Genomic DNA, 15396 nt, shown 5'->3' on the forward strand with positions numbered 1-15396 from the left:
GTGCTGGAGTGCCTTTTGACTCAGGATCGACGCAAACACCCGCGCTTCAAGAGCAGCCATCCGGCGCGACTGATACTGAGTGACGCGTTGGCAGAGGATTGCCGGATCGACAATTTTTCCCGGGGTGGCTTCTGCCTCGCCATCGACAGCGAGGCACTGCAGCGGATCAGGCGTGAGGGCCGCCTCGATGCCCGGCGGTCGGTGGACGCGGTGGTGCTGTTGCAGGCGGAGACGGATGCGCAGGAGCACCGCATACCGGTGCGGGTGGTGTTCGCATCCGACCAAGGGGTCGGTGCGGTCTTCATGCACCCGGATCAACAGGTGTTGAGCTACCTGTCGCGCGCCTCCCTGGCCAACAGGCAGCGTGCGGCCACCACCGGCGATACCCCGTCAACCAGGGTGTTGCAGCAGATTCAGGTGCTTCTGGAGCAGATCCTCAGCAACCGCTATGCGGGATTTATCCACATTCTGACGGAGACTTTTCTGGAACTGGAAGACCGGGCCTCGCAACAGGAACAGCCCGATCTGCGCCACGGGCGGCGGGCGATCGAGACGGGGACGGCCGCGCTGAAGCAGCGCTTCCTTGAACAGATTGCCGGGAACTGGCAGCAGCTGCGGTATGTCAAGACCGCTGCGGATCTGGCGATGGCGGATGACAAGAGCCTGGAACTGGTGGATCAGGGCGAGTTTGACGAGTGGGCGGCGGTGGTCGCCACCTCACGCCGCCTGGAGAGCCGCCTGTCGCAGACCCTGTTCAGGCTCTCCCAGGCGATCGCCCACATGCTCAAGTCGCCGGTCAGCAACGACAACAACCCGCTATCGCCCTACAGCCTGCTGTGGGCCTTCAAGAAAAGCCTGGACCCCCTGGGCCTGAGCGCGCCTGCCAGGCACACCGCCTACGCGGTGTTTGCGGAACAGATCCTCGCCACCCTGGATCCGCTCTATCATCGGGTCTACCAGCTGTTGGAGCAGAACGGCTTCGCGGTCGACGAGATCGCGGCGCCGCGGGTGCGGGCGGCCCCCGTAGCGCAGACGGAAGACGCCCCCGAGCCGCGGACCCGGCCCAGGCCCCGCTCCCTGATTGAATCCCTCTCCGCCTTCATCGGACGGGCCCGGGAAGACGGTCGGAGGGAGGGCGGCCGGCGGGAGGGGGCCCGCCATGTCTCCAGCAACACCGCCGTCGCCCATGCCCTGGAGGACATGGTACAGGCGGATCAGCGCGACCTGGTCGACCGGGTCGAGCAGGCCCTGGGTGGCCACGCCGGCGCCGAGGGCGGTGTGGAGCTGTCGGCCGAGAGCCGGCAGATAATCGACGCCACGGAGCAGCTGCTGCGCATGGCGCAGCAGGACCCGCGCCACAACAGCACCATGCGCCGCATCCTGCGCCAGGTACAGCTGCCGCTGGCCAAGGCGGCGATCAGTGACCCGGCGGTACTGAATGATCCCGGCCACGCCTCGCGCCGGTTGCTGGACAATCTCGATCAGCTCGCCCTGCTGACCCCGTCCGCGGAAGAGTCCGCGCTCTCCCGCGGTAGCGACGAAAAACTGCAGGCGATACTCCACTCGCTGGAACAGACCGGCGGCAAGGCCGACCTGGACCAGGTGACGCAGGAGGTGTCGACGCTGTTGCAGGAGCGCCGGGAGCGGTTCAACAGCAACCTTGAACAGGTGCTGGCCGCCTCCGCGCAGGAGCGGCAGGCGGTCGACGCCAGTTGTCGGATCCGCGCCTTCCTGCAGCAGGAGCTGGGCGGCTCGATCTCGCTGCTGGTCGATCAGCTGTTGCACCTGGGGTGGGCCGGACTGCTGGTGCAGACCGACCTGGCGGGCGCGGAGAAACAGAAGCACCTGAAGAGCTACCAGGACGTGCTGCGCCTGCTTAACCAGGCGCTGCAGCCGGATTCGCGGCACGCCTACCTGAAGGCCGACAAGTGGGGCAAGGTGTCCCGGGTATTGAACACGGGCTTCGACAGCTACCCGGTCTACCGCCGCCAGTCCCATGCCCTGATCGCCCAGCTTGGCGAGTGCCTGGCGCAGGGCAGCGAAAGCTACCTCCCGCATAACGAGCGCCGCATCGATGTGGACGAGGCCTATCTCGACCAGCTGTTGCCGGCCTCGGTCGAGCCCGACCGGCAGGGCGATCGGGCGAGCCGGATCGATCCGCAATGGCGCTCCCAGCTGGCGGATATACGGATCGGCGACTGGGTGGCCGAGCAGCGCTCCCAGGGACATGCGCGCATGCTCAACCTGGCGTTGCAAGACGAGCCGGACAACCGCTATCTGTTCGTCGACTGCAACGGCGTCAAGGCATTGGATTGCACCGATAGCGAGCTGGTGCTGCGGCTGCAGTCCGGCCAGCTTTCACTGCTGGAGGATGCCGGACTGCCAATGGTGGAACGGGCGGTGGAGCGGGCGCTGCGGCTGAGTTTCGAGCAGCTGCGGGAGCAGAGCGACCGGGACAGCGTCACCGGCCTGATGAACCGTCGCGCCTTCCGGCGCGAGCTGGAGCGGCTGCTGAAAAACAGCCTCCGCACGCACAACCGGCACGCCCTGATCTGCATCGACGTGGACAAGTTCAGCCTGGTGAACGAACTCTGCGGCAGCGACGGCGGCGACCAGTTCCTGGCCAACATTGCCGGCATCTGCCGCAGCTTCCTGGACGGCAGCCATGTCATCTCCCGCACCGGGGACAACGAGTTCAGCATCCTGCTGGAACAGATCAAACTGGAGGAGGGCTTCCGCTTCGCCGAGAGCCTGCGCAAGGCGATTCAGAACTACCACTTCCAGTGGAGCGGCGAGCAGGTCACGGTGACGGTCAGTATCGGCCTGGCCGAGGTCAATAGCGACAGTGGGGGGGCGGAAGTGCTGATCCACGCCGCCCACTCGGCCTGCGAGGAGGCCAAGCTCGGGGGCCGCAACCGCTGCCTCTGCTACCAGCAGGAGGGCGCGGTATATGAGGAGAAAAAACGCCTGGTGCAGTCGGTTCCTCTGATCGAGAGGGCGCTGGAGCACGATCAGCTGGAGCTGTTTGCCCAGCTGATCCAGCCGGTGTTTGTCGGCGATGGCCTGACGGACCATCACGAAGTGCTGCTGCGGCGCATGGATGAACACAATCAGCCGGCCAGTCCGGAGCAGTTCATCGAGGCGGCCGAGCGCTACGAGCGCATGCAGGCGGTCGATCGCTGGGTGGTGCAACGCTTCTTCAACTGGGCCAACAACGAACTGAGTGCCGAAACCGCCGGCTACCTGGGGGGGTTCAGCATCAACCTCTCCGGCCAGTCGATGGGCGACGAGAGTTTCATCCCGTTCCTCAAGGAGCAGATCCAGCACTCGGTGATCGCGCCCGAGAAGCTGGCGTTCGAGATCACCGAGACCGCCATGGTCAGCCAGCTGGGACAGGTTACGGCACTGATGCGGGAGATCAGGGCACTGGGCTGCCGCTTCTTCCTCGACGATTTCGGCACCGGCTACGCCTCCTACTCCTACCTGAAGGAGTTTCCGGTGGATGTGGTGAAGATCGACGGCATCTTCGTCAAGGATATTCACCAGGATGAGGTGAGCTGCGCCATGGTCAAGTCGATCACCGAGGTGGCGCATCACATGGGCAAGCTGGTGGTGGCCGAATTCGTGCACACCGAGGCGATCCTCAACGTCCTGCGCCGGCTGGAAGTGGACTACGCCCAGGGCTTCTGTATCGGCCGGCCGGGGCCGCTCAAGCTGCTCTCCCGCTACAAGCCGCCGGTCTGAGGCACGGCTGGCCACGCGGGGCGCGCTGGTCCCTATCCATAAACTATCGGTGGCCATGTCCACGGCAGGATTTGATATAGTCCCGGTACTATCGGATTCGGCGCCGAAAGGAGGCGAAGTGATGCATACAAGAACCATTGGCCCGTTCACGGTCTCGGCCCTCGGGCTAGGCTGCATGAGCATGTCCTGGGGCTATGGGGCGGCCGATGACGCCACCTCGGAGCGGTTGCTGCAGGAGGCCCTGGATGCCGGTTACACCTTTCTGGATACGGCGGCCATGTACGGTATGGGACACAACGAGTCGCTGATCGGGCGCGCCCTCGGTCACCGGCGCGATGAGTACGTCCTGGCCAGCAAGTGCGGCATCGCCCGGGGCGAAGACGGCAACCTGAGCGTGGATGGCCGTCCGGAGATCCTCAGGCGGACCTGTGAACAGAGCCTGCGGAATCTGCAGGCCGAGGTGATCGACCTCTATTACCTGCATCGGCTGGATCCCCAAGTGCCGGTGGAGGAGAGCGTCGGGGCGCTGGCCCGGCTGGTGGACGAGGGCAAGGTGCGCAGCATCGGGCTCTCCGAGGTCTCCAGCGAGACCCTGCGCCGCGCCCACGCCGTCCACCCGATCACCGCCGTGCAGTCCGAGTACTCGCTCTGGGCGCGTACCCCGGAGCGCCGCATGCTCGCCACCTGCCGCGAGCTGGAGGTCGGATTCGTCCCCTTCTCGCCGCTGGGCAGGGGGTTCCTTACCGGCCGTGCCCAGGACATCTCCCATCTGGAAGAGGGGGACATCCGCACCAATGTCTGCCGCCCCCGCTTTGAGCCGGATAACTTCGCCACCAACCAGCGACTGCTGCAGCCGTTTGGCGAGATCGCCGCCGAGCAGGGCTGCAGCATGGCCCAACTGGCCCTCGCCTGGGTGCTGGAGCGGGAGGAGGGGACCCTGGTGCCGATTCCCGGTACCAAGCATCCCGAATACATGCGGGAGAATGCCGCCGCCGGGGATATCCGGCTGGACGCCTCCGTGGTGGCGCGGCTGGACGGGCTGATCAATGACCGGACCGTCAAGGGCGAGCGCTATAACGCCCAGTTGATGGCATCGATCGATTCCGAGAAGGATTGAGATCGGTCGGCGCCCATAGGCTATCCTATAAGAGCCAGCTATATACGGGTGTGAGGATAGGGCATCCTAGGAGCCTACGGCCCGATTCCGCTGCAAGGGGCTGTTGTCGGCCTCTGTTGTTCCGGAAGAGAAAAAGTCGCTTGTCTTTTTGTTGGTTTTTCAATAGAGTGCGACACATTGCAGTGTACTTGTAGTTTTTCGGTAGTTATCCTCTCGCAGTTCGTGGCAGATTCTTCCGTAAGCGCTTGGCAAGCGTCTGCATATCAAAGATCAATTTTTACAGAGGTTAGCAACATGGCTACAGGCACAGTTAAGTGGTTCAGCGACGAAAAAGGCTTCGGCTTCATCACCCCGACCGACGGTTCCAAGGACGTTTTCGTTCATCACAGCGCCATTCAGGGCGGCGGTTTCAAATCGCTGGCTGAAGGACAGACCGTCTCCTTCGACGTCGAGCAGGGCCAGAAAGGCCCCAGCGCGGCGAACGTCGTACCCCAATAAAACGGGTTCGGGTGCCTGGCACCCGGGAAAAAGCCCCGCCATCCGGCGGGGCTTTTTTTTTATGGGCGAGCAGGATGGGTGGAGGAGGAACGACGTAACCCACCAACCCTTCTGCCACACAGGGGTCGGAGTCAATCCGTGCAACGGCGGCGGGAACTTCTTCGGGGGCCGAGCGGCTTGACTCCGACCCCTTCCCCCGCTTGGTTGCAGGAGGCCCGCCCCGGGCCGATTGTCCGCCCCCCTCCCGGTTAAGCGAGGTGCGCCGGGCTCTGGTACACTCGGACGTATTGGACAGGGCATCCACCAGGGCCATCGGGACGGGTTACGCATGTTCACCACGGAATTTCTCATCACCTCGCTGATTATCGTGATGCTGCCGGGGCCCGGTGTCATCTACACCCTTTCCACCGGCCTGTTCGTCGGCCGGCGCGCCAGCCTGGCGGCGGCTATCGGCTGCACCTTCGGCAGTATTCCCCATCTGCTGGTAAGTATCCTCGGGCTGTCGGCGCTCCTGCACCTGAGCGCGCTGGCGTTTCAGCTGCTCAAGTATCTGGGGGCGGCCTACCTGCTCTATGTCGCCTGGTCCATGTGGCGCGACACCGGCCGCCTGCAGATCGACCAGCGGCGCTGCCGGCACGGCCTGCGGGCCATCGCCGTCAAGGGCTTCCTGATCAATATCCTCAATCCCAAGCTCTCCATGTTCTTTATCGCCTTTCTGCCCCAGTTCGTGCCGCTCGGCTCGACCTCGCCGGCCCTGCACCTGGTGCTGCTGAGCGGCATCTTCATGCTCATCACCCTGGCGGTATTCCTGCTCTACGGCCTGTTTGCCGGCTCGCTGCGGGATTACGTGATCGGTTCCCCGCACCTGTTGGGCCGCCTGCAGCGCGGCTTCGCCGTCGCCTTCGCTACCCTCGGCGCCCGGCTGGCGATGGCCGAAAGGTAGTGCCGTGTACTACTTTGCCTATGGTTCCAACATGTCCAGCCGGCGCCTGCGGCAGCGTCTCGGTGCGGCCCGCGCGGTAGCGGTGGCGCGACTGCCGCGGCACCGGCTGTGCTGGCACAAGCAGGGGCGGGATGGCTCCGGCAAGTGTGATGCCGCCCCTACCGGCGACCCCGGCCATGCCGTCCTCGGGGTGCTGTATGACGTGGCGGCGGTGCAGCGTGCGCTGCTCGACCGTGTCGAAGGGGTGGGCGCCGGCTACGAGGCGATCGAAGTCGGCCTGCTGCTCGATACAGGTAGCACCGTAGCGGCCTTTACCTATCGGGCGACCCTGATCGATGCCGACACCTTGCCCTTTCACTGGTACAAGACCCACGTGCTGCGCGGTGCGCGTGAGCATGGCCTGCCCGAGGAGTACATCGCCCGACTGGAGGCGGTGCCATCGCGGGACGATCCGGACCGGGAACGGCAGCGGCGCGAGCTGCTGATATATCAACCCGGGGCGTTGGGGTAGCCTGCGAACCGCAACGGGGCTTCATGGGGGTTGTCATGATGTCGGGATTCTTTCTCACCCCAACCGGGATCCTGGCGACAATGGTGGATGCGCCTACCGGCTTATCCACCCTACCAAACTGAAACAGCTTTACCCGGCAATATTAAATTGGAAGACTGCTGGGTCGGATTAACGTAGCGTAATCTGACGAGAAAGCCGGAGGCGCAGCCCTCGGTTGCTATGCCAAGAATAAATGTCGTATGGTTATTCGCAGCAACTAAAAAAGTGGGACGAGGGGGGCGTATGTCGGAGGGATTGACCGGAACAGGTTCATCACATGCGGATATTCTGCAGACCATTATCGATTTCCTGCCCAGTGGTGTCACCCTGTTCGATACGCAGTTGCGGATGGTCGCGTGCAATGAACAATTAAAGCGTTTGCTGGATTTTCCCGCGGCCCTGTTCGAGAGCGGCTTGCCGACGATGTATGAGCTGGCCATTTTCAATGCCCGCCGCGGTGACTATGGCCCCGGCGATCATGAGCGGCTGGCGCAACAGGTTTTGGAGCGTGCGCGCAACATGCAGGCGCACGTGTACGAGCGGACCCGACCCGATGGTACCGTGCTGGAGATCCGCGGCGCCCCACTGCCGGATAACGGTGGCTTTGTCACCATCTATACCGATATCACCGAAAGAAAACGTGCCGAGCAGGAGGCGAAGCGCTACGCCACCTATCTCGATACGGTACTGAACACCCTGCCGCAGGGGGTTACCGTGATCGATGAAAATCTCGACCTGGTGCTATGGAATCAGCGGTTTGTCGATGTGCTGGAGCTGCCGCCTGAACTGATCCATGAAGGGGCGCGGCTTGAGGATGTGATCCGCTACAACGCGGAGCAGGGCGAGTACGGCGAGGTGGACCCCGAGGCGAAGGTGCGTGAGGTGGTGGATCTCGCCCTGCGTTTCGAGCCGCATCGCCTGGAGCGTACCCGACCGCAGGGTCAGACAATCGAGGTCGAAGGCCGGGCCATGCGGGTTGACGGCAACGTGGCGGGATTTATCACCACCTACACCGATATCACCGAGCGCAAGCAGGTGGCACGGTTCGAACAATTTCGCAGCCATTCCCTGGAAATGCTCGCCAGTGGCAGGCCGCTGCCGGAGATTCTCGATACCATTACGCACGGCCTGGAACAGCTCAATCCTGCCATGCTGTGCAGTATCGCCTTGCTGGATGGCGACGGCAGATACCTGAAGACGGCGTCCGCGCCCAGCCTGCCTGATTTCTATACGCGGGCCGTCGACGCCATCGAAATTGGGGTGGGCGTGGGGTCCTGTGGAACGGCCACCTTTACCGGGAGGCGGGTGATTGTCGGCGATATCATGTCACATCCCGATTGGTCGTCGTTGCAGGAGCTCGCGACCCGTGCCGGACTGGGCGCCTGCTGGTCGCAACCGGTTCGCTCCTCGTCGGGTCGGGTGTTGGGTATGTTGGCGATCTATCATCATCGCCCGCGCGTGCCCACGGAGTATGATATTTCCATCATCGAGCAGTCTGCCCACTTGGTCAGTATCGCCATCGAGCGCAGCGTCGCCGCGGACCAGGTGCGGCAACTGGCGTTCTACGACACGCTGACCAACCTGCCCAATCGGCGCCTGCTCAACGACCGCCTGGTTCAATCCCTGGCTGCCAACAAACGGAGTGGTCGTTCTGGTGCCTTGATGTTTCTGGACCTGGACAACTTCAAGCCGCTCAACGATGCCCATGGACACGTGGTGGGCGATCTGCTGCTGGTTGAGGCGGCGGCCCGGCTGAAAGGGTGCGTGCGCGAAATGGATACCGTGGCTCGGTTCGGCGGGGATGAGTTTGTGGTGATGCTGACGGATCTGAGCGCGGATAAGGCCGATTCGGTTTCGCAGGCCAGGAGCGTGGCGGAGAATATCCGCAATGCGTTGTCGCAATCCTATCGACTGGCCATCAGGCATCAGGGAGCGGAGGAGAGCCGGGTCGAGCATCACTGCACGGCCAGCATTGGCGTGGCCATGTTCGCCGGCCATGAGGCCAGCCAAAGCGACATCCTCAAATGGGCCGACAAGGCGATGTATCAGGCCAAGGAGGCCGGGCGCGATGCGATCTGCTTTTATGCTTCAGGGGCTTGCGTGTGTAACGACAGGTAGAGCCGCGACCGCCTTGGGCGGCCCGGGGGTATGGCGGGGCGGGGTGTTGCGGTGCCTTTGATGCGCTTACCCAAAAAGCCCCCGGCTTTGCCGGAGGCAGTTAACTATCGATGCCTCCCCCCTCCCTGGCTTGGCCTATAGTGTTAACAGTGAATTGAGATGGCCAGGCCACACACGGGTCAAGGAGAACAGTCATGGCGTTAACCGAAAGGCAGCAAGAACTGTGCACCAGTCACCCCTACGACTTCTCCGATCTGTCGGCGCTGTTTCTCAACTGCACCCTCAAGCCGACCGGTGTGACCTCGAACACCGAGGCGTTGATCGATGTTTCTCGCGCCATCATGGACGCCAACGGTGTCAAGACCCAAATCCTGCGTCCGGTGGATTATCAACTGCCCCCGGGGGTCTATCCCGACATGACGGAACACGGCTTCGAACGGGATGACTGGCCGGAACTCTGTGAACAGGTCATGCAGGCACACATTCTGATCATCGGTACCCCGATCTGGCTGGGTGAGGAGAGCTCCGTATGCCGTCGTGTCATCGAGCGCCTGTACGGGGAGTCGGGGAGATTGAACGCCAAGGGCCAGTACATCTACTACGGCAAGACCGCCGGGACCCTGATCACCGGCAATGAGGACGGGGTAAAGCACTGTGCCATGACCGTGCTGTACGCCCTGCAGCATCTCGGCTACACCATTCCGCCACAGGCGGATGCCGGCTGGATCGGCGAGGCGGGGCCGGGCCCCTCCTATGCCGATGAGGGCTCGGGCGGTCCCGAAAACGAGTTCACCCAGCGCAATACCACCTTCATGAGCTGGAACCTGATGCACATGGCACGCCTGCTGACCGATAGCGGTGGTATGCCGGCCCACGGCAACCAGCGTGACCGGTGGGAAGCCGGCTGCCGGTTCGATCACCCGAATCCGGATTATCGGTAGTCCGCGTAGCCTGGGCACCAGTAGCGTGCCCATCCGGCAAGTCGACGCGCCGGCGCGGCTATCGGCCGAGCCAGCCCAGCGCCAGGCCGGCCCACAGGGAGAGTGGCCGGCTCTTGAGCAATCCGAGTGCCTCGGTCCGCTCCAGCACCAGGGGGCGGATATCCTCGCCCTCGCGTGCCAACCCGTGATATCCAGCCACAGCCGTGGCGTCCACCGTGGCGCAGTAGAGATGCACCTGTTCGCTCGACAGGTGTGGTGCCGTCAGATAGGTGCCGATCGGTTTGATCGAGACGGGGATCAACCCGGATTCCTCGGTAATTTCGCGGGTTATCGCCTGCAGCGGCGTCTGCCCGGTCTCGATGCGGCCGGCCACGATGTCGACCAGCCAGGGAGACAGACCGGCCACGTGTGCGCCGGCACGGTACTGTTCCACCAACACCACCTTGTCCGCGGTTGGATCGTGCAGCAGGGCGGCCACCACATCGCTGCGATGCAGGACTTCCCGCACCAACGGACCGGTGGTGCCGCCGTCAAAGCGGTCATGTTCCACCGTCAGGCGACGCAGCTCGAAGAATCCCGCGTACTCGGTGCGGGTTTCAAGAATATTCGCTTTCAGTCGTTTGTCTGCCATGGCGTCATTGTGGATGAACCGCGCCGGGATGGCCATATCCCGCGGAACCCGGGCAGCCACTGCGCTACTCCCGCAGGGTGGATGCGACCCGCCGATACCGATTGAATCCCCTCCTGCCGCGGATTTCCAAAGCCCCCGCGTGTTCACTACTGACACGAGCTGGCATAGAATGACCGGTGACCTGTTCCTCTACTCATCGAAGCGCGCCACCACGGCGCGCCGTTGGTGATCACAACAACACTACCTGGGGGTGATCAGATGCGGCTTTTGACCTATCGCACGGGCGCGGGTGTACGCTGGGGGGTGAGCACGGCGGCCGGGGTATTGGATGTTGCCGCCGCCCAGCACGAATTCGCTGCTGATACCCGACCCTTCGAACCCGCCTGCGACCGGCTGCCCGGGTTGCGTGAACTGCTTGAACAGGCTGAGGGCCATGAGGATCTGTTTATCGACGAGGCCGCCCTGGAACTTGGCCCCTGCCTGCCGGTCGCCAACAAGATCATCGGTATCGGGCTCAATTACCGTCGCCACGCGCACGAGGCCAACATGGCAGTGCCGAAGGCGCCGATCCTGTTTGCCAAGTACAACAACTGCCTGGCATCGGCCCGGGACACTATCGACCTGCCGACCACGCGCCACCAGTACGACTACGAGTCCGAACTGGCGGTGGTGATCGGCAAGCGGGCCAAGCGGGTCGGTCCCGACGAGGCGCTGGACAGTGTGTTCGGCTACTGCGTGGCCAACGACCTGAGCGAGCGTGAACTGCAGCTGAGCGCCGGCCAGTGGACCATCGGCAAGATGCTCGACGGCTTCCTTCCGGTCGGTCCCTACCTGGTCACGGCGGACGAGGTGGGCGATCCGCAAAATCTCGGCATCCGCTGCTGGGTAAACGGGGAGCTGCGCCAGAACTCGAACACCGCCGACATGATCTTCCCGGTGGCCGAACTGATCAGCTACATCTCCTGTTACGCCACCCTGGAACCGGGCGACATAATCGTCACCGGCACCCCCGAGGGGGTGATCCTGGGGATGGAGCACAAGGTCTGGCTCAGGCCCGGCGACGAGGTGGTGGTCGAGATCGACAAGCTCGGGCGAATGACCAACCGCATGACCTGCAGCGACAACTGAAGTGGGGCGCAACGCCACATCCTACCCCGGGCATCGTGGTTTGTCGTCCGTGTAGAAGGGTGGGCACGTTGTATTCGACCACCCTACGAAAGTACTTTGTCAAATTGAAGTAGTACTAGTGCACGGAATTCTCATCCCGGTAGGCCTTCGGGCTGAGGCCGATCTTCTTTTTGAACAGCCGGGAAAAGTATTGCGGATAATCGAATCCCAACCGGTAGGCGACCTCGGTCCGGTGACATGGGGCTGCAACAGAAGATCCTTGGCCTATATGTTCCAGTTGTGATCTTCAATCCATCGAGAGAAACGCTCCATCTATTTATTCACCGTGGAGTGATCCATGTATCACTCTTTTCAGACAACATTACATGGCCCATGGTAGTGGTTTGGAAAAAGCGCGACTGCCGCAAGAATTGGAATGATAAATCCAGAAATTCAGCTTCATTTAAGTTTGGTGCGATAGATTCACCGGGCAAGGAACACCCTGTCCGCACTTGCCTGCGGCTGGGCCTGCATTAAATGTTTAATTTAACGCAATGGAGTCTTTAACTATGGATAACTTAAAGCGCCGAGTATTATTCTGCGCGCTGTTTAGCGCCAGTGCCGTTGCCATGGGCCAAGGTCAATGGCAGGCACTTCCAAAAACCGCCCCCGCCCCGGTGGACAATCCGACCACACCGGAAAAGGTGGAGTTGGGCAAGATGCTCTTTTTCGATCCCCGGCTCTCTTCCAACGGGACCGTCTCCTGTTTTTCCTGTCACAATGTGATGGAGGGGGGGGATGATCATCGAACCACCTCTATCGGTGTACACGGTCAGGCCGGTGGTCGCAACGCCCCGACCGTCTGGAACGCCGTCTTCCATTCAGTTCAATTCTGGGATGGTCGTGCAGCAAGCCTTGAGGATCAGGCCAAAGGGCCACCCGCCAATCCCATCGAGATGGGTATGTCCGGTCTGGATGCGGTCTCCACCCGTATTGCCGGCATCCCAGGTTACAAGAGCTATTTCGACAAGGCCTTCGGAGGGGGTGACAACGTCAATATCGATAATATCGCCAAGGCTATAGGCGCCTATGAACGCACACTGATTACGCCCAACAGTCCCTACGACCGCTATGTGCGCGGTGACAAGAAGGCGATGAGTGTCCAGCAGTTGCGCGGCATGGAGACGTTTGCGGCGACGGGCTGTACCGCCTGCCACTCAGGGGCCAACTTTGACGGGCCCACACTACCCACAGGACAGGGTTTTTATCAGAAATTCCCGGTGTTCACCAACAACGACTATGTCAGCAAATACGGCTTGATGAACGATACCGGGCGCATGTCCGCCACCGGTAAAGTCGAGGACAAGAACCTGTGGCGCGTGCCGACCCTGCGCAACCTGGTTTATACCGCGCCCTATATGCACACCGGCTCGGTTAAAAGCCTGGACGAAGCGGTTAGGGTGATGGCAAAGAGCCAGCTCAACAAGGACCTGCCCGATCAAGATGTGGCGAACATCGTCGCTTTCCTGGATAGCCTGAACGGAGAGTTCCCGGAGCAGACCATGCCACGTCTGCCCGCTACCCCGGGTGATCTGCTCGACTAATGCATTGACTCCGCACGCCGCCGGTCGCCTGACCGGCGAGGTGCTCAAGGGCGGGAGTTACCGGGTTACCGATCATGTCGTCGCCTCAAATAAACGTCCCTGTGCCAGCCCCCTGTCGGATCAGGTAACGGTACAACCGGGGCGATCAGTTGAACCCGCAAGCGGGGCTGGTTACAGCAACAGCAGCGCGATGAGCGGCATGACCAGGAATGCCAGGAGTGTCTGGAAGGTGATGATCGATGCCATGGTGGGGGTGTCGCCGCCCAGTTGCCGGGCCAGAATATAGGCCGACGGGGCGGTCGGTACCATGAGACAGATAACCAGGGCACCAGCGGGTATGCCGGAGAGGCCTGTCACGGCGATGAGCAAAGCCGCCGCGGCGGGCTTCAACCCGAACTGGACCACCGAGGAGACCAGGATGGGGCCGATATGTCCACGTACCGCCTCCGGTTTCAAGGCGGCCCCCACGGCGAGCAGACCGAAGGGCAGGGCAGCCCGGCCGATAATCTCCAGGATATCTTCTGTAATACCGGGTACCCCGATCCCGCTAAGGCTCAGAAACCAGCCGACGGCACAGGCGAGAATCAACGGATTGCCAATCACATCACGGATGATCGGTCTCAATCCCTTGCGAGCGCGCACCCCCCAGATGGCAAAGGCGGAGATGCACAGCAGGTTGATCAGGACGATCATGAAACCGGCTGACACTGCCGCCATTGCCAGTCCGTCTACTCCCAAAAAGGCCTGGGCCACGGCCAGTGCGATGTAGGTGTTGAAGCGCACGCCACCCTGGAAAATTGATGTAAAGGTTGCTCCATTCACCGCCGCGCCAAGTTGTTGCCAGGCGATGAGGAGTGCCGCGGCCAGGAGCACAGTCCCCACTACCACCAGCAGCATGACCGACCAGGGCGCCCCACCCAGACTTTGATTGCCCAGCGTGCGGATCAGCAGCGAGGGGAAGAGGATGAAGTAGGTCAGCTTCTCCATCCCGGACCAGGCGTCGTCAGGTAGAAATTGGCTCCGCTTTAGGCCGTATCCGATAAGAATCAGGACCAGGATAGGGGCCAAGGCCGTTGCGATATCGCTCATCGGGCGATCGTCACTCGTTGATTATGCCGGGGGGGGGGTGGATTATTCCGGTTTTTAGCCGGATCGTCCAGTTGGGCGGGACAGGTTGTTCTGTTTCCAGCTGGCCCGCTCTTTGAAGCTGTGGCATGGCTCCCGGGGACGGTCGTTTTTGACACTTGGGTGACCGGCCCCGGAATTCAGCCTGGACTCACGGACCCTGACGGACGCGCCGCCCGAGGTACGCGATTCGTGCGCGTCAATTCGATTGATTACCCAAGGCCTCCTGCTCCAGGCGCTGTTTCAGATCGGCACCCAGCCCAAGATGTTCGGCCAGGTGGTCGAGATAGGTACGTTCGAGAAAACCGGCCTCCCCAATCACCAGTGCGCTAGCGAGATAGACCTCGCTGGCCAGCAGGGCGTCACCCGCGACCTCGGCTGCAATTGTCTGTGGGTCGAGCGGTGTTTCCAGTTCCGCCTCCACCCAGGTGCGTAGTGACCCATCACCGTCATGGCGAGCGATCTCCTGATCGATCAGGACCCGCTCCCGTTCGTCGATATGGCCGTCAACCCGCGCCGCGGCCAGAACCGCACGCAGCACGGCGCGGCTCTCGGTGGAGGCGTTTGCCACGGGGGCCGGCGGGGTGCTGTCGGATGCTGCGGAGCGATTCTGGTTATAGGCGCGCCAGGCCATGGCCCCCAGGGCCGCTAGACCGCCGTAGGTCGCCAGCTTGCGACCTGTCTTGCTGCCCAACAGCAGGCCGACCAGGCCGCCGGTGGCCGCGCCCCTGCCGTAATCGGAGAGCCCCCCGGCCGGGTTGGTGACCCCGCTATCGTTGAGTAACGTCTTTCCGGCACCAAGTAGCTGATCGAGTAAGCCTCGGGTATCCATGTTTAACTCCTTTCAGGGATGAGTTTAAACAGCGTAGTATTACTTGCACGACTGAAATGAGGCTGAATATTTACGAGCGGCGGATCCTGCGGAGCAAGAACGATTTGGTTTACTCGATCAGGTCCGTTGGGGTGAGCTTGCGCATCCACCGCCATCCGATTCATGGTGGATGCGCTGATGCTTATT

Annotated in this window: 13 protein-coding genes; 9 read left to right on the forward strand and 4 right to left on the reverse strand. The window is 62.3% G+C overall.

Translation table 11 applies throughout. The annotated features are described in order from the left end of the window. The first annotated feature begins 15 nt into the window (after positions 1-15). The 7 genes from O9K64_RS00410 to O9K64_RS00440 all read left to right on the forward strand — a co-directional run bounded on the left by O9K64_RS00410 (position 16) and on the right by O9K64_RS00440 (position 9911). Positions 16-3744 (forward strand): DUF1631 family protein, encoded by a 3729-nt coding sequence (locus O9K64_RS00410; RefSeq protein ID WP_275096089.1) that lies wholly within the window; start codon positions 16-18, stop codon positions 3742-3744. A gap of 121 nt (positions 3745-3865) precedes the next feature. After that, positions 3866-4861, forward strand: coding sequence for an aldo/keto reductase (locus O9K64_RS00415; RefSeq protein WP_275096090.1), 996 nt, complete (start codon positions 3866-3868; stop codon positions 4859-4861). Positions 4862-5155: 294 nt separating this feature from the next. After that, the gene (gene cspE / locus O9K64_RS00420; RefSeq protein ID WP_260293686.1) at positions 5156-5359 is read left to right on the forward strand and encodes a cold-shock protein; all 204 of its coding nucleotides are present in this window, start codon (positions 5156-5158) and stop codon (positions 5357-5359) included. Between the two features lie 328 nt (positions 5360-5687). Beyond that, positions 5688-6302: a LysE family translocator gene (locus O9K64_RS00425; RefSeq protein ID WP_275096091.1), complete on the forward strand. Its 615-nt coding sequence runs from the start codon at positions 5688-5690 to the stop codon at positions 6300-6302. A 4-nt stretch (positions 6303-6306) separates the two neighbouring features. Then, on the forward strand, positions 6307-6813 hold the full coding sequence (locus tag O9K64_RS00430; protein ID WP_275096092.1) for a gamma-glutamylcyclotransferase family protein: 507 nt from the start codon (positions 6307-6309) through the stop codon (positions 6811-6813). 282 nt (positions 6814-7095) lie between these two features. Further along, positions 7096-8970, forward strand: a complete 1875-nt coding sequence (locus O9K64_RS00435; RefSeq protein WP_275096093.1) for a PAS-domain containing protein — start codon at positions 7096-7098, stop codon at positions 8968-8970. A 194-nt stretch (positions 8971-9164) separates the two neighbouring features. Then, positions 9165-9911: a flavodoxin family protein gene (locus O9K64_RS00440; protein WP_275096094.1), complete on the forward strand. Its 747-nt coding sequence runs from the start codon at positions 9165-9167 to the stop codon at positions 9909-9911. A gap of 58 nt (positions 9912-9969) precedes the next feature. Here the strand turns inward: O9K64_RS00440 and O9K64_RS00445 are convergent, their stop codons facing one another. Further along, entirely contained in the window at positions 9970-10602 is a 633-nt protein-coding gene (locus tag O9K64_RS00445) for an NUDIX domain-containing protein (protein ID WP_275096095.1), read from the reverse strand. A 198-nt stretch (positions 10603-10800) separates the two neighbouring features. Between O9K64_RS00445 and O9K64_RS00450 the strand changes: the two genes are divergently transcribed. Then, on the forward strand, positions 10801-11670 hold the full coding sequence (locus O9K64_RS00450; protein ID WP_275096096.1) for a fumarylacetoacetate hydrolase family protein: 870 nt from the start codon (positions 10801-10803) through the stop codon (positions 11668-11670). A 115-nt stretch (positions 11671-11785) separates the two neighbouring features. Here O9K64_RS00450 and O9K64_RS23720 read toward each other — a convergent pair whose 3' ends face one another. Beyond that, positions 11786-11947 (reverse strand): helix-turn-helix domain-containing protein, encoded by a 162-nt coding sequence (locus O9K64_RS23720; protein WP_420493142.1) that lies wholly within the window; start codon positions 11945-11947, stop codon positions 11786-11788. A 271-nt stretch (positions 11948-12218) separates the two neighbouring features. Between O9K64_RS23720 and O9K64_RS00460 the strand changes: the two genes are divergently transcribed. Continuing rightward, entirely contained in the window at positions 12219-13253 is a 1035-nt protein-coding gene (locus O9K64_RS00460; protein WP_275096097.1) for a cytochrome-c peroxidase, read from the forward strand. A 171-nt stretch (positions 13254-13424) separates the two neighbouring features. Here O9K64_RS00460 and O9K64_RS00465 read toward each other — a convergent pair whose 3' ends face one another. Both O9K64_RS00465 and O9K64_RS00470 read right to left on the reverse strand, forming a co-directional pair. After that, positions 13425-14342 carry an AEC family transporter gene (locus tag O9K64_RS00465; protein WP_275096098.1) on the reverse strand — a complete coding sequence of 306 codons (918 nt, stop codon included), beginning with the start codon at positions 14340-14342 and terminating at the stop codon, positions 13425-13427. A gap of 235 nt (positions 14343-14577) precedes the next feature. Next, positions 14578-15210: a tellurite resistance TerB family protein gene (locus tag O9K64_RS00470; RefSeq protein ID WP_275096099.1), complete on the reverse strand. Its 633-nt coding sequence runs from the start codon at positions 15208-15210 to the stop codon at positions 14578-14580. Positions 15211-15396 lie beyond the last annotated feature (186 nt).

Source organism: Sedimenticola hydrogenitrophicus, from assembly GCF_029017505.1.
GTDB lineage: Bacteria > Pseudomonadota > Gammaproteobacteria > Chromatiales > Chromatiaceae > Sedimenticola > Sedimenticola hydrogenitrophicus_A.

Excerpts from the sequence above, each read along its gene's own strand:
- O9K64_RS00415 (WP_275096090.1), top strand. The coding sequence starts at position 3,866 with ATGCATACAAGAACCATTGGCCCGTTCACGGTCTCGGCCCTCGGGCTA.
- O9K64_RS00435 (WP_275096093.1), top strand. The coding sequence starts at position 7,096 with ATGTCGGAGGGATTGACCGGAACAGGTTCATCACATGCGGATATTCTG.
- cspE (WP_260293686.1), top strand. The coding sequence starts at position 5,156 with ATGGCTACAGGCACAGTTAAGTGGTTCAGCGACGAAAAAGGCTTCGGC.
- O9K64_RS00470 (WP_275096099.1), bottom strand. The coding sequence starts at position 15,210 with ATGGATACCCGAGGCTTACTCGATCAGCTACTTGGTGCCGGAAAGACG.
- O9K64_RS00440 (WP_275096094.1), top strand. The coding sequence starts at position 9,165 with ATGGCGTTAACCGAAAGGCAGCAAGAACTGTGCACCAGTCACCCCTAC.
- O9K64_RS00460 (WP_275096097.1), top strand. The coding sequence starts at position 12,219 with ATGGATAACTTAAAGCGCCGAGTATTATTCTGCGCGCTGTTTAGCGCC.
- O9K64_RS00450 (WP_275096096.1), top strand. The coding sequence starts at position 10,801 with ATGCGGCTTTTGACCTATCGCACGGGCGCGGGTGTACGCTGGGGGGTG.
- O9K64_RS00465 (WP_275096098.1), bottom strand. The coding sequence starts at position 14,342 with ATGAGCGATATCGCAACGGCCTTGGCCCCTATCCTGGTCCTGATTCTT.
- O9K64_RS00425 (WP_275096091.1), top strand. The coding sequence starts at position 5,688 with ATGTTCACCACGGAATTTCTCATCACCTCGCTGATTATCGTGATGCTG.